The 25,022-nt window shown below is 29.9% G+C and carries 22 protein-coding genes; 7 read left to right on the top strand and 15 right to left on the bottom strand.

All coding sequences use genetic code 11. The features are described 5' to 3' along the window. Window positions 1-17 precede the first annotated feature (17 nt). The 5 genes from mutS (at window position 18) to KQI89_RS02770 (ending at window position 7,474) form a co-directional block, all read left to right on the top strand. A complete protein-coding gene (gene mutS, locus KQI89_RS02790; RefSeq protein ID WP_216455801.1) occupies window positions 18-2,699 on the top strand; it encodes a DNA mismatch repair protein MutS in 2,682 nt (893 codons plus the stop codon). 15 nt (window positions 2,700-2,714) lie between these two features. Then, on the top strand, window positions 2,715-4,622 hold the full coding sequence (gene mutL / locus KQI89_RS02785; RefSeq protein ID WP_216455800.1) for a DNA mismatch repair endonuclease MutL: 1,908 nt from the start codon (window positions 2,715-2,717) through the stop codon (window positions 4,620-4,622). A 55-nt stretch (window positions 4,623-4,677) separates the two neighbouring features. After that, a complete protein-coding gene (gene miaA, locus KQI89_RS02780; RefSeq protein ID WP_216455799.1) occupies window positions 4,678-5,607 on the top strand; it encodes a tRNA (adenosine(37)-N6)-dimethylallyltransferase MiaA in 930 nt (309 codons plus the stop codon). 71 nt (window positions 5,608-5,678) lie between these two features. Beyond that, a complete protein-coding gene (gene hfq, locus KQI89_RS02775) occupies window positions 5,679-5,924 on the top strand; it encodes an RNA chaperone Hfq (RefSeq protein WP_032121609.1) in 246 nt (81 codons plus the stop codon). A 269-nt stretch (window positions 5,925-6,193) separates the two neighbouring features. Continuing rightward, window positions 6,194-7,474, top strand: a complete 1,281-nt coding sequence (locus KQI89_RS02770; protein ID WP_032121608.1) for a methionine gamma-lyase family protein — start codon at window positions 6,194-6,196, stop codon at window positions 7,472-7,474. A 156-nt stretch (window positions 7,475-7,630) separates the two neighbouring features. On the opposite strand, the gene lexA is transcribed toward KQI89_RS02770, so the two are convergent. Further along, on the bottom strand, window positions 7,631-8,239 hold the full coding sequence (lexA, locus tag KQI89_RS02765) for a transcriptional repressor LexA (RefSeq protein WP_216455798.1): 609 nt from the start codon (window positions 8,237-8,239) through the stop codon (window positions 7,631-7,633). Window positions 8,240-8,464: 225 nt separating this feature from the next. Between lexA and KQI89_RS02760 the strand changes: the two genes are divergently transcribed. Beyond that, a complete protein-coding gene (locus tag KQI89_RS02760) occupies window positions 8,465-8,869 on the top strand; it encodes a hypothetical protein (protein WP_216455797.1) in 405 nt (134 codons plus the stop codon). Between the two features lie 114 nt (window positions 8,870-8,983). Here the strand turns inward: KQI89_RS02760 and KQI89_RS02755 are convergent, their stop codons facing one another. Continuing rightward, complete coding sequence (locus KQI89_RS02755; protein ID WP_216455796.1) at window positions 8,984-9,976, bottom strand: tyrosine recombinase XerC; 993 nt, start codon at window positions 9,974-9,976, stop codon at window positions 8,984-8,986. A 421-nt stretch (window positions 9,977-10,397) separates the two neighbouring features. Further along, window positions 10,398-11,828, bottom strand: a complete 1,431-nt coding sequence (gene purB / locus KQI89_RS02750; protein ID WP_216455795.1) for an adenylosuccinate lyase — start codon at window positions 11,826-11,828, stop codon at window positions 10,398-10,400. Window positions 11,829-11,962: 134 nt separating this feature from the next. Between purB and KQI89_RS02745 the strand changes: the two genes are divergently transcribed. After that, window positions 11,963-12,181: a DUF378 domain-containing protein gene (locus KQI89_RS02745; RefSeq protein WP_216455794.1), complete on the top strand. Its 219-nt coding sequence runs from the start codon at window positions 11,963-11,965 to the stop codon at window positions 12,179-12,181. 30 nt (window positions 12,182-12,211) lie between these two features. Here the strand turns inward: KQI89_RS02745 and KQI89_RS02740 are convergent, their stop codons facing one another. From KQI89_RS02740 to dapG, 12 genes are all read right to left on the bottom strand, one after another. Next, the gene (locus tag KQI89_RS02740; protein WP_032121602.1) at window positions 12,212-12,472 is read right to left on the bottom strand and encodes an HPr family phosphocarrier protein; all 261 of its coding nucleotides are present in this window, start codon (window positions 12,470-12,472) and stop codon (window positions 12,212-12,214) included. A gap of 95 nt (window positions 12,473-12,567) precedes the next feature. Beyond that, window positions 12,568-13,026, bottom strand: coding sequence for a PTS sugar transporter subunit IIA (locus KQI89_RS02735; protein WP_216455793.1), 459 nt, complete (start codon window positions 13,024-13,026; stop codon window positions 12,568-12,570). Between the two features lie 64 nt (window positions 13,027-13,090). Continuing rightward, the gene (locus KQI89_RS02730; protein ID WP_216455792.1) at window positions 13,091-14,284 is read right to left on the bottom strand and encodes a pyridoxal phosphate-dependent aminotransferase; all 1,194 of its coding nucleotides are present in this window, start codon (window positions 14,282-14,284) and stop codon (window positions 13,091-13,093) included. Further along, window positions 14,268-15,125, bottom strand: a complete 858-nt coding sequence (locus tag KQI89_RS02725; protein ID WP_216455791.1) for a PHP domain-containing protein — start codon at window positions 15,123-15,125, stop codon at window positions 14,268-14,270. The genes KQI89_RS02730 and KQI89_RS02725 overlap by 17 nt, the downstream gene beginning before the upstream one ends. Window positions 15,126-15,278: 153 nt before the next feature. Beyond that, entirely contained in the window at window positions 15,279-15,539 is a 261-nt protein-coding gene (locus KQI89_RS02720; RefSeq protein ID WP_032121599.1) for a stage V sporulation protein S, read from the bottom strand. Window positions 15,540-15,737: 198 nt separating this feature from the next. Beyond that, window positions 15,738-17,291 carry a ribonuclease Y gene (gene rny, locus KQI89_RS02715; RefSeq protein ID WP_032121598.1) on the bottom strand — a complete coding sequence of 518 codons (1,554 nt, stop codon included), beginning with the start codon at window positions 17,289-17,291 and terminating at the stop codon, window positions 15,738-15,740. Window positions 17,292-17,498: 207 nt separating this feature from the next. Further along, the gene (gene recA / locus KQI89_RS02710; protein WP_032121597.1) at window positions 17,499-18,569 is read right to left on the bottom strand and encodes a recombinase RecA; all 1,071 of its coding nucleotides are present in this window, start codon (window positions 18,567-18,569) and stop codon (window positions 17,499-17,501) included. A gap of 148 nt (window positions 18,570-18,717) precedes the next feature. Next, window positions 18,718-19,308, bottom strand: a complete 591-nt coding sequence (gene pgsA, locus KQI89_RS02705) for a CDP-diacylglycerol--glycerol-3-phosphate 3-phosphatidyltransferase (protein WP_216455790.1) — start codon at window positions 19,306-19,308, stop codon at window positions 18,718-18,720. After that, entirely contained in the window at window positions 19,292-20,629 is a 1,338-nt protein-coding gene (rimO, locus tag KQI89_RS02700; RefSeq protein ID WP_216455789.1) for a 30S ribosomal protein S12 methylthiotransferase RimO, read from the bottom strand. Before rimO ends, pgsA begins: the two co-directional genes overlap by 17 nt. 82 nt (window positions 20,630-20,711) lie before the next feature. After that, window positions 20,712-22,964 (bottom strand): FtsK/SpoIIIE family DNA translocase, encoded by a 2,253-nt coding sequence (locus KQI89_RS02695; protein ID WP_216455788.1) that lies wholly within the window; start codon window positions 22,962-22,964, stop codon window positions 20,712-20,714. Between the two features lie 86 nt (window positions 22,965-23,050). Beyond that, window positions 23,051-23,752: a ClpP family protease gene (locus KQI89_RS02690; protein WP_032121593.1), complete on the bottom strand. Its 702-nt coding sequence runs from the start codon at window positions 23,750-23,752 to the stop codon at window positions 23,051-23,053. Window positions 23,753-23,806: 54 nt separating this feature from the next. Then, window positions 23,807-25,003, bottom strand: coding sequence for an aspartate kinase (dapG, locus tag KQI89_RS02685; RefSeq protein WP_216455787.1), 1,197 nt, complete (start codon window positions 25,001-25,003; stop codon window positions 23,807-23,809). Window positions 25,004-25,022 lie beyond the last annotated feature (19 nt).

Here is a 25,022-nt window from a genome sequence, read left to right as displayed (position 1 = left end):
GTTAAGGAGGAGAATACATGGCAATTACTCCTATGATGCAACAGTACTTAGAGATAAAAGAAAACTATAAAGACTGCATATTGTTTTTTAGATTAGGAGACTTCTATGAGATGTTTTTTGAAGATGCTAAGACAGCTTCAAAGGAATTAGAACTAGTACTAACTGGTAGAGACTGTGGCTTAGAAGATAGGGCTCCTATGTGTGGGATACCCTATCATGCAGCTCAAGCCTATATTGGAAGATTAGTAATGAAAGGATATAAAGTAGCTATCTGTGAACAAACAGAAGATCCTTCTACAGCAAAGGGGATCGTTAAAAGGGATGTAATAAAAGTTATTACTCCAGGAACTTTTAATGATAGCACCTTTATTGATGAAAATAAAAATACTTATATAATGAGCATATACATAGATAAAGATAAAGTTTCATTAAGTACTTCAGACATTTCCACTGGAGAATTTTATAGTACTTCTTTTAATTTAGATTATGATTTGGTTTTAGATGAGCTTTCTAAGTTTCAACCCAAGGAAATAATTATTCCAGAAGGTGTTGAAGAAAGCTTTATGAACAAAATAAGTGTTTTTAATAATATTGTTATAACTAAAAAAAATGTAGAGTATTTTACTAAAGATAGTTTAGATAACTTAAAACAGCAGTTCCAAGGGGAGGGTATAAACTCCCTAAAAGAGGAAATAGCCTATTCTGCCAATGGTTTATTGAGATATATTATTGATACTCAAAAACAATCATTATCGAATATAACTATACTAGAGGTTTATAATGTTTCTGAAGCTATGTCTATAGATATAAATTCTAGAAGAAATCTTGAGCTAACAGAAAATATAAAGGATAAGACAAAGAAAGGATCTTTGCTTTGGGTACTAGATAATACCTCTACTGCTATGGGAAGCAGAATGCTAAGGAAATGGATAGAGCAACCCTTAATAAATAGAGAAAAGATACTTTATAGACTTGATGGCGTAGAGGAACTTTATGAAAACATTAATTTACTAGAAGATATTAAAATAGCCCTTAAAGATATATATGATATAGAACGTATTATAGGAAAGATATCTACTAAAAGTGTAAATGCAAAGGAACTATTATCGTTAAGAAGTTCTTTAGAAAAAATACCATACATAAAAAATCTTTTAAAAGATTCAAAGTCTGATATTTTAAAGTATATAGGTGAGAATTTAGATGAATTAAGAGATGTTTATGAACTTATTGTAAAATCTATAATAGATAATCCTTCTTTATCATTAAAAGAGGGCAATATTATAAAGGATGGTTTTAACTCGGAAATAGATAGTTTAAGAGAGGCTAAGATAAACGGAAAACAATGGATAGCTTCTATGGAAAGTAAAGAAAGAGAGTTTACTGGAATAAAATCTTTAAAAATAGGTTACAATAAAGTATTTGGTTATTATATAGAAATAACTAAGGCAAATTATGATTCTATCCCTAAGGATAGATATATCCGTAAACAAACTTTATCCAATGCAGAAAGGTTTATTACAGAGGAGCTAAAACAAATTGAAGATCAAATTCTAGGAGCAGAGGAAAAGCTCATGGATTTAGAGTATAGCTTATTTATAAATATAAGAGATGAAATTGAATCCAACATAGAAAGAATGAAAAATACATCAAGATTAATTTCTATGTTAGACTGTATCTCTTCATTAGCCACAGTTGCCTTAGAAAATAATTATAAAAGACCGGTGATAAATAATGAGGATTATATAAATATTAAAGAGGGAAGACATACTGTAGTAGAAAAAGTCATAGAAAAAGGAAGGTTTGTAAGCAATAACACCTATATGGACACAAAAGAAGAGCAGCTATTACTTATTACAGGTCCTAATATGGCAGGTAAGTCAACTTATATGAGACAGGTAGCAATTATAGTTTTAATGGCTCAGATAGGTAGTTTTGTGCCAGCAGATTATGCAGATATAAGTGTATGTGATAAAATATTTACAAGGATTGGCGCGTCAGATGACTTAGCTGGTGGAAAAAGTACTTTTATGGTTGAGATGTGTGAAGTTGCTAATATATTAAAAAATGCTACAAATAAAAGTTTGATATTATTAGATGAGGTAGGTAGAGGAACTAGCACTTATGATGGACTTAGTATAGCTTGGTCAGTTATTGAGTACATATGTAAAAATAATAACATAAAATCTAAGACTTTATTTGCAACTCATTACCATGAGCTTACGGTTCTTGAAGATATGCTTCAAGGAGTTAAGAATTATTCAGTTTCTGTAAAACAAATAGACAATAGCATTGTGTTTTTAAGAAAAATATTACATGGTGGTGCAGATCAATCCTATGGTATAGATGTAGCTAAACTTGCTGGATTACCTGAAGAGGTTATTATAAGAGCTAGAGAAATACTTTTAAACTTAGAGAAGGAATCTAAAGGGGACTCTTTTGTAGATAAAACTCCTTATTCAAAGGACCAATTAAATGAAAGTAGTGTAGTTACTGAAGAAAAAACCTCTTTAAACATTGAGAGTAGTTTTGAGGAAGAGAAAAAACTAGAAAGTGAAGACATATACCAAATTGGATTTACGGATTTACAAAAGGAAAGTTTTATGAAAGATATCTCAGAGATAGATATACTAAATATGACTCCGTTACAATGTATGATTAAGCTTAATGAATTAGTTAAAAAGGCTAAGGATATAAATTAAAGGTGGTGATACCTTTTGAAAAGGATAAATATTTTAGATGAAAATACATCAAACAAAATAGCCGCAGGAGAAGTAGTGGAACGACCTTCCTCTGTAATTAAAGAGCTTTTAGAAAATAGTATAGATGCAGAGTCTAAAAATATCATGGTAGAAATAGAAGAGGGTGGAGAAAAACTAATAAAATTAGTAGATGATGGTAATGGAATACACCCTGATGATATAGAAAAGGTATTTATGCCCCATGCTACAAGTAAAATTTCAACTGTTGAAGATATATATAATATAAGTACTTTAGGGTTTAGGGGAGAAGCCTTATCCAGTATCGGAGCAGTGGCTAAGGTTATTTTAACTTCAAGAATAGCTGATAATAATTTTGGGGTAGAGGTAAGTATAGCTGGAGGAAAAATAGAGTATATTAAAGAGGTAGGTTGCAATGTTGGTACCACCATAGAAGTAAGGGATCTATTTTATAATGTGCCAGCTAGAAAGAAATTTTTAAAATCTACCCAAAGAGAAGCAGCCTTAATTGGTGATATAGTAAGTAAAATTGCACTTTCTAATACTAAAATATCCTTTAGTTACTATAATAACGGTAAAAAAACTTTAATAACCTATGGAAATGGAAGATTAATAGATAATATAAGGAGTATATATGGAAAAACTATAGCAGAAAACTGTGTATACTTTGAAAGTCATAGAGATATTATTTCTACTTATGGTTATATTGGCACTGAAGAAATTAGTAGAAAAAGTAGAAATAATCAATCCATATTTATTAACAATAGATTTATAAAAAATAAAACTATAACAGCTGCTGTAGAAAATGCTTATAAGAGTTTTCTAACTATTAATAGACATCCATTTTTTATAGTTTTTATAGATATATTTCCTGAGTATATTGATGTAAATATTCATCCAACTAAGGCAGAAATTAAATTTGAAGATGAAAGAATTATTTATTCATCAATATTTAATGCAGTACACAATAAACTTAGAGAGCATCTAGAAGGAAAGTTTTATTTGCCGGAAGAAAAGATAGAAAACCAGTATATAGCTGAACCTTCCTATGAAAAAATAAACTTTCTTTCAGAAGAGTTTAGAAAAAATAATGAAGAGTTAATTACTTATCCTAAGGAAGAAAAAAGCGATGTTAAGATATATGAAAATAATTACAAAGAGGACATAAATAACATTGCATATGAAAAGGTAACAATAGATATAGAAAATTTACCTCCTGAACATAGAAAAATAGAACTTCCTGTGGATTTAAAAGGATATGAATGCTATAGGGGAGGATATGTTTCAGATCCCTTAAAAGATCAAGTTACTGAAGTTAAAGAGAAACTTCCTAATCTAAATATAATAGGTCAATATAATAAAACTTACATTTTAGCAGAATATAACCATGAACTGTATATAATAGATCAACATGCTGCTCATGAAAAGATATATTTTGAAAAATATAGAAAAGAAATAAGAGAAGCTAATGTGATAATTCAAGGATTATTAACTCCATGTATTATAGAGCTAAACTATGAAGATTATGCTTATTATATTGAGAATAAGGAAATATTTATGCATAGTGGATTTGATATTGAAGAATTTGGAGAAAATACAATATCTATAAGAGAAGTACCCTATGTGTTGGGAAAATTAGATGTTAAAAATACATTTGTATCAATGTTAGATGATATCAAGAACTTTGGTCAGGGAAAAACAAATGATATAAAATATGATAGAATTGCAACTATGGCATGTAAGTCAGCTATAAAGGCTAATGATGAGTTATCACTGGAAGAGATGACATCTCTTGTGAGAAATCTATCTACTATCGAAGAGCCTTTCACTTGTCCCCACGGTAGGCCAACAATTATAAAAATTAGTAATTATGAATTAGAGAAAAAGTTCAAAAGAGTACAGTAGTTACATAATAAATATTATGTTAATTAAATAAAATGTTAACTTAAAGGTGATATTAATGAAAAAAAAACTTATAATAATAAGCGGACCAACAGGAGTTGGTAAGACGGATATTTCCATTAAATTAGCTAGAGAAATTAATGGTGAAATAATTTCCGCTGATTCAATGCAAATTTATAAATATATGGATATAGGTTCAGCCAAAGTGGAAGAAAACATCAGAGAAGAAATACCTCATCATTTAATAGACATAATAGCTCCTGAAGAGCCTTTCACTGTAGCTGAATATAAGGTTTTAGCTAAGGAAAAAATCCAACAAATCTTTAATAGAGGTAAAATACCTATAATAGTAGGGGGCACAGGTTTGTATATTGATTCTATTATTTGTAACTTAGATTTTACTGAAGGTGATAAAGATTTAGATTATAGAAAAAAGTTAGAAAATCTAGCTGCCGAAAAAGGAAAAGAACACGTGCATAGCTTGTTAGAGGATATTGACAGTGAAAGTTATAAGGAAATACATCCCAATAACTTAAAAAAAGTTATAAGGGCTTTAGAAGTACATCATATTACCGGAAGAACTTTTAGTTCCTTTAAAAGAAATGATTTGTATGACATTCCTTATGATTTGCATTATTATGTACTTACTATGAATAGGGAAAAGCTATATGATCGTATAAATAGAAGAGTGGATATAATGATGGATAAGGGGCTTTTAGATGAAGTTATAAAATTAAAATCTATGGGATATGATGCAAAAATGCAGTCTATGCAAGGTATAGGCTATAAAGAAATATTATTTGCTTTGAATGGAGACATAACTTTAGAAAAGGCCATAGAAATAATTAAGCAAGGATCTAGAAATTATGCTAAAAGACAACTAACTTGGTTTAGAAAAGATCCAAGAGTAAAATATATTGATAAGGATATATATACAGAAGAAGAGATAGTAAACAATATAATCAATGAGTTTAATAATAAAATATAATGGACTTTAAAAAGGGATTTTATATGAACACATAGAATAATAACTTTAAGTGAATTTTGGAGGGTGAGAATATGAATAAATCAACAAATAATTTACAAGATATATTTTTGAATGGAGCAAGAAAAAATAGGATACCTGTTACTATATATCTTACAAATGGTTTTCAGCTTAAAGGATTAGTTAGAGGATTTGATAGTTTTACTGTTATACTAGATTGTGATGGAAAGCAAATGATGGTATATAAGCATGCTGTTACAACAATTACTCCATTAAAACCTATTCTTTTTAATAACTCAGAAGAAAATAATGAAGAGTAGAGACACAAATAGCACATATTTTATTGAAAATTAATCAACATATTTATCAGAGAGATAGTAATTGTGATACACCATCTTCTCTAGGTGGATGATAAGGGCTGGTAGGCTCTTTTGGATAGCTTCTTTTAAAGATCAGAGGAAGATGTTTCCTCTTGGTAAACTCCACCTGAGCTTAAGAATCACTTGATGTTAAATAGGCAACTAGGTTTGCCTATTTCCTTTTTATGTGTTAATATTAAAAACGTAATTTAAACTTCGGAGGAGATAATATGCTTAAATCTACAAAAGAATTGTATAAATTTAAATATAATATAAGTGATAGGGTTTTAGAATTATATGAACAAGCTTTACTTGATGTGGAATCACAATTTAGAATATATGATGAAATAAGAGAATATAATCAAGCAAAAGTTTTATCAGCATTGCAAGAGGAGAGAATAAGTGATACTCATTTTACAAATTCTTCTGGTTATGGATATGGAGATATAGGTAGAGATGCTCTGGATAAAGTTTATGCTAGGGTGTTTAATGCAGAAGCTGCTTTAGTAAGACCTCACTTTGTAAATGGCACTCACGCAATAGGAACAGCTCTTTTTGGAAATTTACGGCCGAAAGATACTATGTTAAGTATTTGCGGTACTCCATACGATACATTACATGGAGTAATTGGTATAAATGGTGATGAAAATATAGGCTCCCTTAGAGAGTATGGAGTAAATTATAAGCAACTAGAATTGATAGATGGTAAAGTTGATTTTAAAAGGGTAGAAGAGGAACTGTTGAAGGATAAAAGTATAAAATTAGTACATATTCAAAGATCTACAGGTTATGGATGGAGAAGCTCCTTCTTAATCTCAGAAATAGAACAAATGTGTAAATTTATTAAAAAAATAAGAGAAGACGTAATTATATTTGTAGATAATTGCTATGGGGAATTCATAGATGTAACAGAACCTACTGATGTTGGAGCTGATTTGGTTGCGGGTTCTTTAATTAAAAATATAGGTGGCGGTATTGCTCCTACTGGTGGATATATAGCAGGGAGAGAGGAATATGTTAACCAAGCTGCTTTTAGATTAACTGTACCAGGAATAGGAGGGGAGTGTGGATCAACTTTTGGGGTAATGAGATTATTATTCCAGGGATTATTTTTAGCACCCCATATAGCCATGGAAGCTGTTAAAACAGCTGTATTTACTGCAAGATTGATGGAGCTTGCAGGATTTGAAGTACTTCCGAAATTTGATGATAAAAGAAGTGATATAATACAAGCTATTAAATTTAATCATAAAGATAATTTAATTAATTTTTGTAAGGGGATACAAAAAGGTTCCCCTGTAGATTCCTTTGTAGAGTGTGAACCTTGGGATATGCCGGGATATAATGATCAAGTTATAATGGCTGCAGGGGCATTTATTCAAGGATCTTCTATAGAACTTTCTGCAGATGCTCCTATAAGAGATCCTTATATAGCGTATCTTCAAGGTGGTTTAACCTTTGATCATGGTAAGCTCGGAGTATTAATTGCATTATCAAAAATTGTCAGGTAACTTTTAGCTTTAGATAAAGTTTGTAACTTAATCTAAAAATAAGTTTGACTTATCTAGGCATATGGCATTGCTTATTTTCCTAAAGGAGTATCAGCGATGGTAGTGATAGATTAAAAATAATAAAAACACTAGTAACTCTAGTGTTTTTATTATAGTTTAATATCTTCTATATATACCTACTAATTTACCTAAAATCGCACAATCATTTACTATTATAGGATCCATAGTCTTATTTTCAGGTTGAAGCCTTATATGGTCATCTTCTTTAAAAAAACGCTTTATAGTTGCTTCATTTTCTATTAAAGCTACAACAATATCTCCATTAATAGCTGTTTGTATTTTTTCAATAATAGCAAGATCTCCATTAAATATTCCGGCATCTATCATACTATCACCGCTAACTTTTAGCATAAATAAATCTTTATCATGCTTAACAAAATTCATTGGTATAGAAAAGGTGTCTTCTATATTTTCTACAGCTAAAATAGGCATGCCTGCAGTTACCTTTCCCATAATAGGAATATCTACCATTTCTTTTTTTTGCATAGAAAGTTCCAATATTTCTAAGGCTCTTGGCTTGGTGGGATCTCTTTTTATAAGTCCTTTTTTTTCTAATCTTTTTAAATGTCCGTGAACGGTAGAAGTGGATCTTAAAGACACAGCTTCACATATTTCTCTAACTGAAGGGGGATATCCCTTTTCTTCTGTATAACTCTTTAAAAATGTGTATATTTCCTCTTGCTTTGAGCTCTTATGTTCTGCCATTAATAAACACCTCACAATCTTAATTTATTATATCATATAATCTATTGTTAATCAAACTTATGTTCTTTTATACTTATTTCTACGTACTATAGGTAATATAATATTTAATTTCAAATACAATAAATTCTTAGCCATTAAAAATATAACCAATTTGATTTTTATTCTTTATATTGATATAATTAATTTTCGAAGTTTAATATAAAATTTTAACTAAAGGGTGATTATATGCATAATGATAAATTTTTAACAAAACATATTTCAAAGGATTTATCTCAGGATGATATATGTGATATTTTTCCTAATAAAATCTGTGACAATTGTTGCAAGTGCTTAGGTTTGGATAAATCAGATATAAGATCTATAGATATAGATGAAATAGCTACAAATAAAGTAGAGAGTATGATGTTTCAAGATGAGTTAGAGGATTTTTTATATAAAGAAGATAATATTGATAATAAAGATACTTCAACTGAACTTGAGTATGATGTTGAAACTACTAATGCTGATGCTGATGAAGAAATATATTATATTGAAGATTTTGAAGAAATAAAAAAAATACTAGAAAATGAAGAGTATTTTAAATTATTAGCTCATGAAGAGTTTCCGGGTTTAATAACACTAAAAAAGTAAGGGGAGGATAAATCTCTCCTTTACTTTTTTATTTGCTCTGTAATATTCTTTCGAATTTTAAAAATACACAAAAGGTAATATTCCTTGACATATATTCTATTATTTTTTATAAAATTATAGAATTTCATCATTAAGGGGATTCAAACTTACAGCTTCCCTTAATCTCTCGTCATCAACATGGGTGTAGATTTGGGTGGTAGAAATATTCTCATGACCTAGTATTTCTTGCAAACTTCTTATATCTACATTACCATGCTTGTACATTAATGTAGCTGCAGTATGTCTCAATTTGTGAGGAGTGTATTTTTCTACATCTAGCCCAGCTACTTCTATATGCTTTTTTACTATTCTTTCTACGCTTCTTTTATTTATACGTCTATTTTTGGAACTTATAAATAAGGCATCCTTATCTTCATCTGAAACCTTCGAAACATCTCTAACTTTCAAATAGTTTTCTATAGCATTCAAAGTAATCTTATTTAAGTAAACTGTCCTTTCTTTATTTCCTTTTCCAACAATACTTAGGGTATCTCCTTTAATTTTTGAAAGGTTTATACTACATAACTCAGATAATCTTAAACCACAATTAAGAAACAAGGTTATTATACAATAATCTCTTTCATAATATTTTTCCTTTATATTCATGGAAGCTAAAAGTTTCTTACTTTCATTAAGAGTCAAGTAAACGGGGTGTCTCTGGTTTATTTTAGGAGATTCCAATTCTGTTGCTGGGTTTTCATCTATAATTTTAGCTTTACTATGTAAGTATTTAAAAAAGGATTTTAATGTAGCTACTTTTCTAGCTCTAGCGTAATTGCCGTTTTTTCTATATTTTTCAGCAAAAGATATAAAGGCATATAAGTCGGTTAAAGTTATGCTGACTAAAAACTTTTCATCAATATCATTAATAGAAATATCCTCAAATTCTAAATTATCATCTGAAATACCTTTGTATATTTTAAGGAACCTAAAAAACATAATTAAATCTGTTTTATAGGCTTCTATAGTGTTGGTTGATTTTCCTTTTATAGTTTCTAAATAACCTAAGAAATCAGTAACACATAAAGGAAGGGAAGAGTTATACATTGATTTTATATTATATCTCATTTTTACCACCTAAATTCTTATTAATTAACCCTATTTCTCATGTATATTTTACATCACCTTATTAAAAAAGTAAAGCAACGTCGCTAAATGTATATTTAGCGACGTTATTATTATGCAAAATTATATAAAATTTATATAATTCCATTTAAATTGTACATTATAAAGAACTAAAAGATAACTAAGAATTTAATATTTCATATTATTTTGATGTATAAATTCATTTCAGATTCCTAACAATTCCGTATAAATCTAAAGCTCCAATTTAAAATTAAACCATAAATTTTAAATTTGCAAATTTAAAATACGAAAAACACATCTAAAAGTTTCAAATAAAATTAGATTTGAAATAAATCATTTAATTTAAAATCAACTTAAATAGAAAAACAATGGATAAAAGCAAAATGCTTTTATCCATTGTTTTTTATACATTAATTTCAGTATTGCACCCAATTAAATTTGAGTTATTTTGAAGCATGGGATTTATCTTATTTTCAATAAAATCTACCACTTGCCCCGGAGCTCTTCCTACAAACTTATTAGGATCTATAATCTCCATAATTCTTTCCTCGCTTAAAAGAAAGGCTTCATCCTGTTTTATTCTCTCGATTAAATCGTTGTTTAACCCCTCTTTTTTCACCCTTTTAGCTGCTTCCATAGAATGGATTCTTATTCTTTCATGAAGTTCTTGTCTATCCCCTCCCATTTTCACAGCTTCCATCAATATATTCTCTGTAGCCATAAAAGGTAACTCGCTAGCTACATGGGATTGAATTATCTTATCGTAAACCACTAAATTAGAAGAGATATTTAAATAAAGATTTAACACTCCATCCAGAGCTAGAAAAGCTTCTGATACAGCTATTCTTTTATTAGCTGAATCATCTAGTGTTCTCTCGAACCATTGAGTAGAAGCTGTTATAGCTGGATTTAAAGAGTTAACAATAACAAATCTCGCTAAAGCTCCTAATCTCTCCGATCTCATAGGGTTTCGTTTATAAGCCATAGCGGAAGAGCCTACTTGATTTTCTTCGAAAGGTTCTTCCATTTCCTTCATACCTTGTAGTATTCTTAAGTCATTACTAAACTTGTATGCACTTTGAGCTATTTCAGAAAGAGTGTTAAGCACTATAGAATCCACTTTTCTAGGATAAGTTTGACCAGTAACATCATAACTATCTTCGAACCCAAACTCATTAGCTACCATTTTATCAAGTTTTTTAACCAACTCTTCGTCGTTGTTAAACAAATTCATAAAACTAGCTTGAGTCCCTGTAGTTCCCTTAACTCCTCTGAATTTTAATTTGTCTATTGCAAAATCTAAATTTTCCAGATCTAACATAAGATCCTGAATCCATAAAGTAGCCCTTTTACCTACGGTGGTAAGTTGAGCTGGCTGGAAGTGTGTAAAACCTAAAGTAGGCATATCTTTATATTTTAATGCAAAATCAGCTAAAGAACTCATTATGTTTAATAATTTCTTTTTTATAAGAAGTAATGCTTCTTTCATAACTATAAGATCTGTATTGTCTCCTACAAAGCAACTTGTTGCACCTAGATGAATTATTCCCTTAGCCTCCGGACATTGTAATCCATAAGCATAAATATGGCTCATTACATCATGTCTTATTTCTTTTTCTTTTCTCTCTGCGTCATCATAGTTTATATTGTATATATTTTCTTCTAATTTTAAAACTTGTTCTTCAGTTATATCCAAACCCAATTCTTTTTCGCATTTAGCTAAAGCTACCCAAAGCTTTCTCCAAGTGGTAAATTTGTATTGGTCAGAAAAAATATAACTCATTTCTTTAGATGAATATCTACTATTCAATGGTGTTGAATATTTATTTCTCATAATTAACCTCCACACGAATATCTTTAGTTTTATTTCTATTATCATTCGTATTATATCATATTTAACAAAAGAGTTCTATTTTAAATTTATATTAATAAAATAATATTAGTATATTTATTATAAGGGGGATACTAATGTATAAGTTAAATATTTTAGATAAAATATCTTTTGTATTGGTTATATTAGGGGCTATAAATATGGGGCTTATAGGTATTGCTGATATAAACTTTTTCAATGTGCTCTTTGGAACAGTAAATGTTATAGAAAGAATAGTATATATTTTGGTAGGCGTTTCTGGACTAAATCTACTTATATTTGTTTTAAAAACTAAATCTATAAAAATTAGCAAATAAAAATACTCCCAATAAGGAGTATTTTTATAATTATTCTTCTAATGATTCAATTAATTTAACAACTTCTTCTGCAGCGTGAGTTTCATCGTCACCAGAAGCGATAACAGTTATCTTAGAATCTTTTGTCACTCCAAGAGATAAAACTCCTATTAAGCTTTTAACATTAGCTTTTTTACCATTAAACTCTACACTGATATCTGATTTGAATGAAGATGCCTTTTTTACAAGTAATGTTGCTGGTCTAGCATGAAGACCAGTAGCATTTTTTACAACTACTTCTCTTGAAACCATTTTGTATTCACCTCTTTAAAATTTAATTATTAACTACTATATTATAACATGTTTATAGCATAGTTCAACAGTTTAAAGCAATTAGATTCATATAATTACTTTAAATTCACTTCCATTAATAAATCTCCAACTTTATTTGCCTTGTAATTAAAAGTAATATTGGAAATAAGTTCTGAATTTGTAATAACTATAGGAGTTGTAGTAGAAGCATATTTTTCTATGTATTCTTTATCAAAAAATAAAATCTTTTCCCCTTTTTTCACCTTATCTCCTTCATTCACATAATAAGCAAAACCTTTTCCATTTAACTTTACCGAGTCAATACCAAGATGTATTAGTATCTGAAGTCCTGCATCGGTTTTTATAGCTAAAGCATGTCTACCTTCATAAACCAATGTTATTTCTCCATCAATAGGAGCATATAAATAATTCCCTTTGGGTTCTATAGCTACCCCTTCACCCATTATTTTTTTATTGAATAGGTAGTCGTTTACTTCTGATATTGGTTTTACTGTTCCATCTACTGGTAGAAATAATTCTAATTTATTATTCATAACAACACTCCCCATCTCAAGAATATAATAATAATATACCACGAAATGGGGAGTTTTAAAACTTTTATTTTATTTTATTTATAAAACTTTCTATTCTATTTAAACCTTCTTTTATATTTTCCATAGATGTAGCGTAAGATAATCTTATGTAATTATTAACACCAAAAGCATCTCCAGGTATTACTGCAACCTTTTCGCATTCTAAAAGTAATCTTGAGAAATCCATTGAATCCTTTATAATTTCTCCATTAAAATTTTTATTTAAGAGAGTATCTATTTTTATCATAACGTAGAAAGCACCATCTGGATTTATACAAGATATACTATTTATATTATTTATTCTATCCACCATATAGTCTTTTCTGTTTCTAAATTCATTTATCATGAATTTTATAGTTTCTTGTTCCCCCTCAAGAGCTTCTACAGCTGCATATTGAGCTATAGAATTAGGATTTGATGTAGTATGACTTTGTATATTAGACATTAATTTAATTATCTTTTCAGGACCAGCAGCATAACCTATTCTCCAACCTGTCATAGCATAGGATTTAGATACACCATTTATAACTATAGTTCTATTATAAGCATCTTCTGAAACACTAGCTATACTTACATGTTCTTTGTTTCCATATATTAATTTTTCATATATTTCATCAGAAATTATCGCTATATCATTTTCTTTACAAAATTCAGCAATTTGTTGAAGTTCTTTTTTGTTATATATAGTTCCTGTTGGATTGTTAGGGCTATTTATTATTATAGCCTTTGTTTTATTAGTAAGAACCGCTTTTAAGTCTTCTACTGTATATTTAAAGTTATTCTCATCTCCACTGTTTACATAAACAGGTACACCATCTGCTAAGCTTATTAATTCAGGGTAGCTTACCCAATATGGTGTTGGAACAATAACCTCATCTCCAGGATTCAATATAGCTTGAAAAACATTTGCCAAACACTGTTTTGCTCCTGTAGATATTATTATTTGTGATTGAGTATAGGATAATCCATTGTCATTTTTAAACTTTTTAATAATGGCATCCTTTAGCTCACTAATTCCAGATGCAGGTGTATACCTTGTTAGACCTTTTTTCATAGCCTCAATTGCAGCCTTTTGGATATTCTCCGGTGTATTAAAGTCAGGTTCACCAGCTCCAAATCCTATTACGTCTATACCTTCCGCTTTCATTTTTTTAGCTTTAGCTGTTATAGCTAAAGTTAAAGATGGAGCAATTTGCTCAGCTTTACAAGAAAAGTTCATTTATATCTCCCCCATTATTAAACATATATTTTATAATTTTATTCATTAACTTTTCACTCAATCCATAGGTTCCCATAAGCAATTCACCATTTATAGCATTTCCGTGGCAATCGCTTCCCCCTGTTATAAGAAATTTGTATTTACTTGATAGGTTATAATAATCATTAGTTTCTTTAATATTATGAGAAGGATGGAAAACTTCTATAGAAGTTAATCCATAGGCTTTGAAATCCTTTACCATAGCCTCTAAATTTATACCCTTATAAATTTCACCCGGATGAGCCAAAGAAGATATACCACCTATATCTTTAATAAGGCCCAAAGCATCTTTATAAGGAATTTTATATCTTGGAACATAGGCGCATCTATTTTTTGATAAATAATTATAAAAAGCTTCTTTGAAATTTTTTACATACCCTTTTGATATCATAGCTTTAGCTATATGAGCCCTGCCTATAGAATTAGAATTACTTATATCTAGCTCGTGAAAATCAATATATATATTATGAGTTCTTAATTTTCTTAGCATTTCTTCCACTCTATAAACACGCGCATTCTGAATTAAATTTAGATACTCCTGAAGTTTTTTATTTTTTGTATCTATAAAATATCCTAAAATATGAACTTCTTCATCTAAATACTCTGAACTTAATTCTATACCAGGAATTAATAAAGTGCTTTTACTATTAATCTTTAAATCATTAATATTATAATTTATAGTATCATGATCTGTTATAGAAATATATCTTATGTTTTTATCTGTTGCTTTTTTAACTATTTCTTCAGGACTAAAAAGACCATCAGAATAATATGAATGAAGATGTAGATCAGCATATTGCATTAGTAACACCTATTTTCTAAAAAATGAAAGATAACATTCATATATTAAAAATATACCATTAATTCTGTCAATTGTAAATACCTAAAATCCTGAAATAAATTGAATAGTTTAAAAATTCAAAAGGACCTGACATATACAAGTCCTTTTGAATTATTATCTACATTGAACTATAAGTTTAATTGCAGTTCTCTCTTCACCATCAATTTCAATATCGGTAAATGCAGGTACACAAACAACATCTTTTCCACTTGGAGCAACAAAACCTCTAGCTATGGCTATGGCTTTTATTGCTTGGTTCACAGCTCCTGCTCCTATAGATTGGATTTCTACCATGTTTTTTTCTTTTAATATAGCCGCCAACGCTCCAGCTACTGAATTTGGATTTGATTTAGTAGATACTTTTAATACTTCCATTAGTTTTACCCCCTAAATATAAAATCACCTACTAGATTTTATTATTAAATATTAGCTGATTTTACTATAACTACTATATTATAATTATTCTACACCTATGTAAAAAAACCTTTTTATATTTCATTCTTTTAAGATTTATATTTCATTGTTGTCAAAAAAATAAAATACATTTTGCTTTAGCAAAATGTATTTTAAAAATTATTTGGCGTAGTCTATAGCTCTAGTTTCTCTTATAACATTAATTTTTATTTGTCCTGGATATTCTAATTCACTTTCTATTGTTTTAACGATATTTCTTGCCATTTCTATAGCTCCTGCATCGTCAATTTGATCTGGTTTGACCATAATTCGAATTTCTCTTCCAGCTTGTATAGCGTATGATTTTTCAACACCTTCATGTGTGTTTGCAATTTCCTCTAATTTTTCAAGACGCTTAATGTAAGCTTCCAAGGTCTCTCTTCTAGCTCCTGGTCTAGCGGCGGATATAGCATCTGCAGCCTGAACCAATACAGCTTCAAGAGATTGCATTTCAACATCACCGTGGTGTGCTCCTATAGCATTGACTATTATAGGTGATTCATGATATTTTTTAGCAACATCAGCTCCTATTAGGGCATGCGGCCCTTCTATTTCATGATCTAAAGCCTTACCTATATCATGTAACAAACCCGCTCTTTTTGCTATAGTTGGATCTAAACCAAGTTCAGATGCCATCAAAGCAGCTAGATAAGAAACTTCCATAGAATGTTTTAGTACATTTTGGCCGTAGCTTGTTCTGTACTTTAATCTTCCTAAAAGTTTTACCAATTCAGGATGTAATCCATGAACACCAGTTTCAAAGGTCGCTTGTTCTCCCTCTTCTTTTATATCATTTTCTACATCCTTTTTAGCTCTTTCTACCATTTCCTCAATACGTGCTGGGTGAATTCTACCGTCAACGATCAATTTTTCTAATGCTATTCTTGCAACTTCTCTTCTTATTGGATCAAAGCAAGATAAAATAACAGCTTCTGGAGTATCATCAATAATTAAATCTACTCCTGTTAAAGTTTCAAGAGTTCGTATGTTCCTACCTTCCCTACCTATAATTCTGCCTTTCATTTCGTCATTAGGTAAAGCTACTACATGAACTGTAGTTTCAGATGCATGATCTGCTGCACATCTTTGTATAGCACAAGTTACTATTTCTCTTGCCCTCTTATCAGCTTCTTCTTTAGCTTTTGATTCAACTTCTTTGATCATAACAGCAGCTTCATGTTTAATTTCTTTACTTACTTCTTCCAGTAATATCTGTCTTGCCTCTTCTACAGATAAACTTGAAATTCTTTCAAGTTCTTGTCTTTGTTGTGAATATAAGTTTTTCACTCCATTTTCAAGTTCCTCTACTTGTTGTAATTTTTTACTTAAATTTTCTTCTTTCTTTTCTAATGAGTCACTCTTTTTGTCCAAAGCCTCTTCTCTTTGTATTAATCTTCTTTCAAACCTTTGAATTTCATTTCTTCTTTCACGAGATTCTTTTTCAAAATCACTTCTTAACTTATGAACCTCTTCTTTTGCTTCTAAAATTGCCTCTTTCTTTAAGTTCTCTGATTCTTTTTTTGCGTTATCAAGTACTGCTTCAGCCTCTTTTTCCATTTCTAAAATTTTCTTTTTAGATTCTTGTATTTTGTTATGGAATAGAACATATATAGCAATACCAGCTAGTATTAATATACCAATAACTACTAGTATTATTTTTACGACTGAATCCATAGTCTACAACACCTCCTTAGCTTTCTATGTGAATTTATACTTTAGTCAACACATTGCTTAGAAAAGGTGTCTTATTTATTTTCATAAATATAATTTGAGTATGATAAACCAGTATTTGTCTATATTATATTTTAAATTTAATTTTGTGTCAAGATTAATAGTATTTAAAAACTGCAAGAACAGAGTCTTGCAGTTTTTAGGAAAAACTTATTTTTTTGTTTTTTCTTCTTTTGCCTCTATTGCTTTATTTGAATCCATTGCTTTATCTTCAAGCTTATTTAATGGTAAATTAAACTTTTCTCTTATAAGATTATCTATTTCATTCATAACTACTGGATTTTCTTTTAAATATTGTTTAGCATTTTCTCTTCCTTGTCCTAACCTAATATCCTTATAAGAAAACCAAGCACCACTTTTTTGGACTATTTCTTCTTTAACACCTACGTCTAATATATTACCTTCTTTTGAAATTCCACCATTATACATTATATCAAATTCAGCTTGTTTAAAAGGAGGAGCCACTTTATTTTTAGTAACCTTTACCCTTGTTCTGTTACCTACTATATCGTCACCTTGCTTAATAGAATCTATTCTTCTTATATCTAGTCTTACAGAAGAATAGAATTTAAGAGCTCTTCCCCCTGGAGTAGTTTCTGGATTACCAAACATTACTCCAACCTTCTCTCTTAACTGATTTATGAATATAGCAACACATTTTGATTTATTAATACTACCAGCCAGCTTTCTTAAGGCTTGAGACATAAGTCTTGCTTGTAACCCTACGTGTGAGTCTCCCATTTCCCCTTCTATTTCAGCTCTTGGAACTAAAGCTGCTACAGAATCTACTACTATTACATCTACTGCTCCAGATCTAACTAAAGCCTCTGCAATTTCTAAAGCTTGCTCTCCTGTATCTGGTTGAGATACTATTAAGTTATCTATATCTACCCCTAATACCTTTGCATAACTAGGATCTAAAGCGTGTTCTGCATCTATATAAGCAGCTGCTCCACCTTTTCTTTGAGCCTCTGCTACTATATGCAAAGCAACGGTAGTCTTACCTGAAGATTCAGGACCGTATATTTCAACCACTCTACCTCTAGGTACTCCACCTATACCTAATGCAATATCAAGATCTAGGCATCCTGTGGAAACAGCATCTACAGTTAATATATTATGTTCACCTAACTTCATTATTGAACCTTTACCAAATTGTTTTTCAATTTGACTCATAGCAGCTTCAATAGCTTTTAACTTTTCATTATCAAAATTACCCATTAGGGTCACCATCCTCTCGCGAACGTTAGTTCTATTATATTATAAAATAAAATCTCTTAGTAGTCAACATATATTAAAAGTCCCTACTTGCATAGGAACCTTTATATAACATTATTACCATATTTTATTGTTTTAATCAACAAGTTGACTATTTATCTATCTTTATAGCCTCTTTATTTTTTATGAAGTAATCTACACCAGAAACTATAGTTATAACTACAGCTAAATATAAAAATGTTTGTGGAGCCCAATTAAAGAAACTATTAAGAAACTCACTACTAGATACCTTTTGAGCAAACTCTGGTTGAGAAGCTATGTTCACTTGCAACAGAAGTAGTATTATAGCTATAATTTGAATTACAGTTTTAAGCTTTCCCCACCAACTAGCTGCAATTACTGTACCATCAGAGGCAGCTACAGTCCTAAGTCCAGTTACAGCAAATTCTCTTGCAATTATTATAATAGCAGCCCAACCTGGCACTATCTGGTATTCTACTAAAGATACTAAGGCAGCTGTAACCAGTAGCTTATCAGCTAGGGGATCCATAAACTTACCAAACTTAGTTATTTGATTTCTACTTCTGGCTATGTAACCATCTAGTTTATCTGTTAATGCAGCTAATATAAATATAACCGTAGCTATCACTGTTCCATAAGGAATATCTTGAGCAGCTATGAAAATAAGAAATACAGGTACCAAAAATATTCTTATTATTGTTAGTTTATTTGCAAGATTCATCACAAACAACCCCCATTAGATCATATTCAGAGCATTGATTTATTTTAACCTTTACTATATTTCCTTTTTCTAAAGTTTTTTCACTTCTAAATAGGATTAATCCATCAATTTCTGGAGACATTTCACTGCTTCTCCCATGATATACCTCTCCATCATATCCTTCAATAATAACATCATATATTTTATTAATCTTTTTAGAGTTAATATGACTAGATACATCCTTTTGAATTAGCATTAATTCTTTTTCTCTTTTACCCTTAATTTCCTCTTCAACTTGATCTTCCATAATGGCTGCTGGAGTACCCTCTTCTTGTGAATAAGTAAATACACCTAATTTGTCTAATTTATATTCTTTAACAAAATCTTTTAACTCTTTAAAATCCTCTTCCGTCTCTCCTGGAAAACCTACAATAATTGAAGTTCTTAAAACTATTTCTGGAATATTAAATCTTAATTTTTCTATAACCTTAGTGATTTGCTCCTTATTTGTTTTTCTACCCATTTTTTTTAACACACTACTGCTAATATGTTGTATAGGTATATCTAGATACTTACATACCTTTTCATTATCCTTTATCTCATATATGAGTTCGTCAGTAACCTGTTCTGGATAACAGTAAAGAACTCTTATCCACTCTATACCTTTAATTAAGCTTAGTTCTTTTAATAAAGTTGGTAGCATCTTTTTATTATAAATATCTTCACCATATCTTGTAGTATCCTGAGCAACTAAAATAAGTTCTTTAACTCCTGCTTCACTAAGTTTTGTTGCTTCCTCTAATATACTTTCAATCTTTCTACTTCTAAAGTTACCTCTAATCTTTGGAATTATACAATAGGTACAAAAATTATCACAACCTTCTGCAATTCTTATATAGGCTGTATGTCCTTGAGTAGTTATTACTCTTTCACCTTCATTTATGTTATGGTGGCTAAAATTACAACTAACTATTTTTTTATGATTATTCATAAAATCTTTTATATAAGAGGTAAGCTTTGCATAATCATTAACACCCATTATTATGTCTATTTCAGGCATCAACTCACTTAAATCTTTTCCATATCTTTGAGTTAGACACCCTGTAGCAATTAATAATTTGCATTTATATTTATTTTTAAACTCGCCCATCTCAAGAATGGTATCAATAGATTCTTGTTTTGATTTTTCAATAAAACCACAGGTATTTACTATTATAATATCTGCTTTTTTAGGATCATTAGTAATTTCATATTCATCATTTAATTTACTTAAAATTATTTCAGAGTCAATTCTGTTTTTATCACAACCTAAGCTGACTAAACCTACTTTATACTTGCTCAATTTTTTTCCTCCTACGTCACTTAAATATACACATTAATTTTAAATCTCTTTTTAGTATTAAACAAGAGTTTTTTTATTTTTATTAAATATCTTCTTTAGATAATAATACTTCTCTAGGCTTACTTCCATCTCTAGGGGATATTACCCTCTTTTCTTCTAATTGTTCCATGATCCTAGCTGCCCTATTATATCCAATTCTTAACCTTCTTTGAAGTAACGAAGTGGATGCCTGATTAGCCTCTACTACAATTCGTATAGCTTCTTCTAAAAGTTCATCCTCTTCACTACCCGGATCTTCGCTCTTTATTTCTTCATTTATGTGCTCTAATATCTTCTCCTCATAGTCTTCCTTATTCAATTGTTGTTCTTTTATAAAGGTTACAACTCTTTCCACTTCTTCTTCAGAAATAAAAGCACCCTGGATTCTTAAAGGCTTTGACTCCCCAACTGGATAAAATAACATATCACCCTTACCAAGAAGCTTTTCTGCACCAGCAGAATCTAATATGGTTCTAGAGTCCACCTGACTAGATACAGAAAAAGAAATCCTTGAAGGTATATTAGCTTTAATAACTCCAGTTATGACATCTACAGATGGTCTTTGGGTAGCTATAACTAAATGCATACCTGCAGCTCTTGCCATTTGTGATAGTCTACCTATATAATCTTCTACATCGTGAGGACACACCATCATAAGGTCTGCAAGCTCATCAACAATTATAACTATCCAAGGAAGTTTCTCAGTAATCTTTTCTTTGTAGAATAACTCATTATAACTTTCTATATTTCTTACTCCGCAATCTGCAAACAATTTATATCTCCTAGTCATTTCATTTACAGCCCAATTTAATGCTGCAGCAGCCTTTTTAGGATCTGTAACTACTGGTATTAAAAGATGAGGTATACCATTATAAACATTTAGTTCAACCATTTTAGGATCTACCATAAGTAGTTTTACTTCATCAGGAGAATACTTATATAAAAGACTTATTATTAATGTATTTATACATACACTCTTACCAGAACCGGTAGCTCCTGCAATAAGTAAGTGAGGCATTTTAGTTAAATCTGCTACTACACAATTTCCACCAATATCTTTACCAAGTGAAAAAGCTAAATTTTTAGTGTTATTTTCAAATTCTTCAGATTCCACCACTTCCTTTAAGAATACAGCAGTTATATCTTTGTTTGGCACTTCAATACCTACTGCGGATTTTCCGGGGATAGGTGCTTCTATTCTTACTCCACTAGCTGCAAGACTTAAAGCTATATCATCAGAGAGATTAACAATTTTACTTACCTTAACTCCAGCACTAGGTTGGAGTTCATATCTTGTTACAGAAGGTCCCTTTGTAACCTGAATTATTTTTGCCTCTACGCCAAAACTGTTTAGTGTTTCTTCTAATTTAGATGCGCTGGTTAATAAATCCTTTTTATCATCTTTATTTAATTTAAGATTAGTATTTATATTTAAAAGATCCAAACCAGGAAACTCATATTGAATATTTCTTTGATTTCCTTCTATCTTTGAGGAGATTTCTTCACTTATACTTTCTTTAACATCCTTCTCTAGCTTAGAACTAGAAGTTGCAGCTTCATATGTATCTATAGGAATTTCTTCTTCTACATCTACTGATGAATTCTTCATAAAGTCTAATATCTTTATCTTATTATTTATTCCTTTTATAAATTCTTCTCTTTCCTTAGTACTTTCTAGTGAAGTCTCATCTAAAGCTACATTTAATTGTTCCTTTTGTCTATTATTTGTTTTATTGCTTTTGGTTTTTTCTTTAGATTTGCTTTGATTTTTAAGATTATTAGCAATATTATAAAGAGAAAAATTAAATATTATTATCATAGTTATAACATAGATAGCAACAAATAATATTATAGATCCTGTCTTACCTATTAATTTATATAAAGGAACATCTATAATATACCCTAAAATTCCTCCATGTAACTTGCTAGAGGTATTTATAATAACTTTTATACCTTCATAAAAACTATCTACATAATAGTTATCTATATATATCATTTGAAGGAATAGTATAGAATTAAATAGAAATACTGAAATCCCTATAAATCTTCTATCCATAGTATCTTTTCTCAGTAATATGCTTATCCCATAAAATACAAAGATCATAGGCAAGAAGTAAGTTCCTATACCTAATAAAGACCAAGTTATTTTGTTTAAAGCTTGGCCTAGTATTCCTAAGGAGGAAGTTATAACATTTATAAATAAAAATATACCTATTGTTATAAATACTATACCTATAATTTCTTTTTTAAAATCTTCATCATAATCTTTTTTCTTCTTTTTCTTTGTGTTTGCCATATATTTCACCCCATAGTTATATTCTACGAAATAAATAAATATCCTTTTAAATAATTTTTAGAAAGTAATAAACCACAGGAATAAGCCTATGGTTTATCATTAATCATAGATTTTAATTTTTTAATAGAGTCCTTTATTCCACCAACTTCATTTATTAATCCATAATTTACAGCTTCATCTCCAATGAGTATTGTGCCCATATCATTTAATAACTCATTTGTTTCCATCATCAAACTCTTTAAAGTATCTATTTCAATATTTGAAGTTCTTAATATGAAGTCATTTACTCTCTCTTGCATTTTATTAAAATAATTAAAGGTTTGAGGTGCTCCTATAACTAATCCGTTCATTCTTATAGGATGTATTATCATAGTAGCTGATGGGGATATAAAGGAGTACTCTGCTGAGGTGGCTAAAGGTACACCAATGGAGTGTCCACCACCTATAACTAGGGATACTGTAGGCTTACTTAAGCTGTTTATCATTTCCGCTATGGCTAAACCTGCTTCAATATCTCCACCTACGGTATTTAATACAATTAAGACTCCTTTAACCTTATTACTTTGCTCCATAGCTATAAGGTTAGGTATTACATGTTCATATTTTGTGGTTTTAGTTTGTGGTGGTAGTACACCATGACCTTCAATCTGACCTATGATTGGCAATATTTGAATTTCTTCATTAAAAATGGATGATTCAACTCTTCCAAGTTCTTTTATATTATCTATCTGTTCCTTTACTTCACTATTAGTTTCATCAGAGTCATTGTTACTATTTATAAACTTCATTTTCATCCCTCCATATGAACTTATTTTGTTCATATGGAGGGTATATTATACTTGTTATTTTAAAAAGTTGTTATGAAGTAAATTAATAGCTGTTTCTACATCATTACTAGAAATTAAACACCATATAGTAGTATGCGAATCCGCTGTTTGTAGTATTTCAATGTTTGCTTCTCTAAGTATTTTTAATATTTTAGCCATTACTCCTGGCACCCCTCTTATTCTATTACCTATAATAGCTACCTTGCTACAGTTACCTATAGCGGTATATTTTAATTCTAACTTATCCATTATACCCATTAATTTCAGTTCGTCTTTAGAGTCAATAGTAAATATTTTTTCCTTTGGAAATACATTGATTAAATCAATACTTATAGAGTTATCTGCTAACATATCGAATATATCATCATAGTAATTACTGTTTTCATTGCAGTCAAACTTAACATGTATCTGTGTTCTACTACCTACATGGGTTATTCCTGTAACTATAGAATCTTTAGATTTTTCTCCTAGACTATTTATCAATGTACCTTCAGAATCACTTAGAGTATTTTTTATCTTTATAGGAATATTACCTTCCATGGCTATTTCAATAGCTCTAGGATGTATTACTTTAGCTCCTTGCTCAGCTAATTGAAATACTTCATTATAGCTTATAGCATGTATTAAATTTGGTTCTATAACTATTCTTGGATCTGCTGTCATTATTCCATCTACATCTGTATATATGTCTATTTCTTCAGAATTCAATGCAACTCCAAGTAAAGAAGCTGTAACATCACTTCCACCTCTACCTAATGTAGTAAAGTGTCCTTTTTCATTATATCCTTGAAATCCTGTAACAACAGGAATAATATCTTCTTTTAATAATTCCAATATTCTTTCTGGTTTCACCCTAACTACAGATGCATCGTTATAATTTTCATTAGTAACAATCCCTGCTTGCCCGCCTGTTAAAGGCAAAGCTTTTAATCCGTGTTTATAAAATTCATCACACATTACCACGGAGCTTATAATTTCTCCGCAACTCATAAGCAAATCTGTAGCCAAAGGATTATCCTCCTTAAAGCCATCTCTAATCAAAGATAATAAAGTATCTGTAGCATAGGGATCTCCTTTTCTCCCCATGGCAGATACTACGATAACTGGGCTATACCCTTGTTTTTTGGCTTTAACTACCTTTTCAATAACTAACTTTCGTCTATCCACTGTGGATACAGAAGTGCCTCCAAATTTTTGAACTAGTATTTTCATACACTCATCCTCCCTAAAG

Source organism: Clostridium simiarum (assembly GCF_018919175.1).
Lineage (GTDB): Bacteria > Bacillota > Clostridia > Clostridiales > Clostridiaceae > Clostridium_L > Clostridium_L simiarum.
This window is presented reverse-complemented; position numbering and strand designations above follow the sequence as displayed.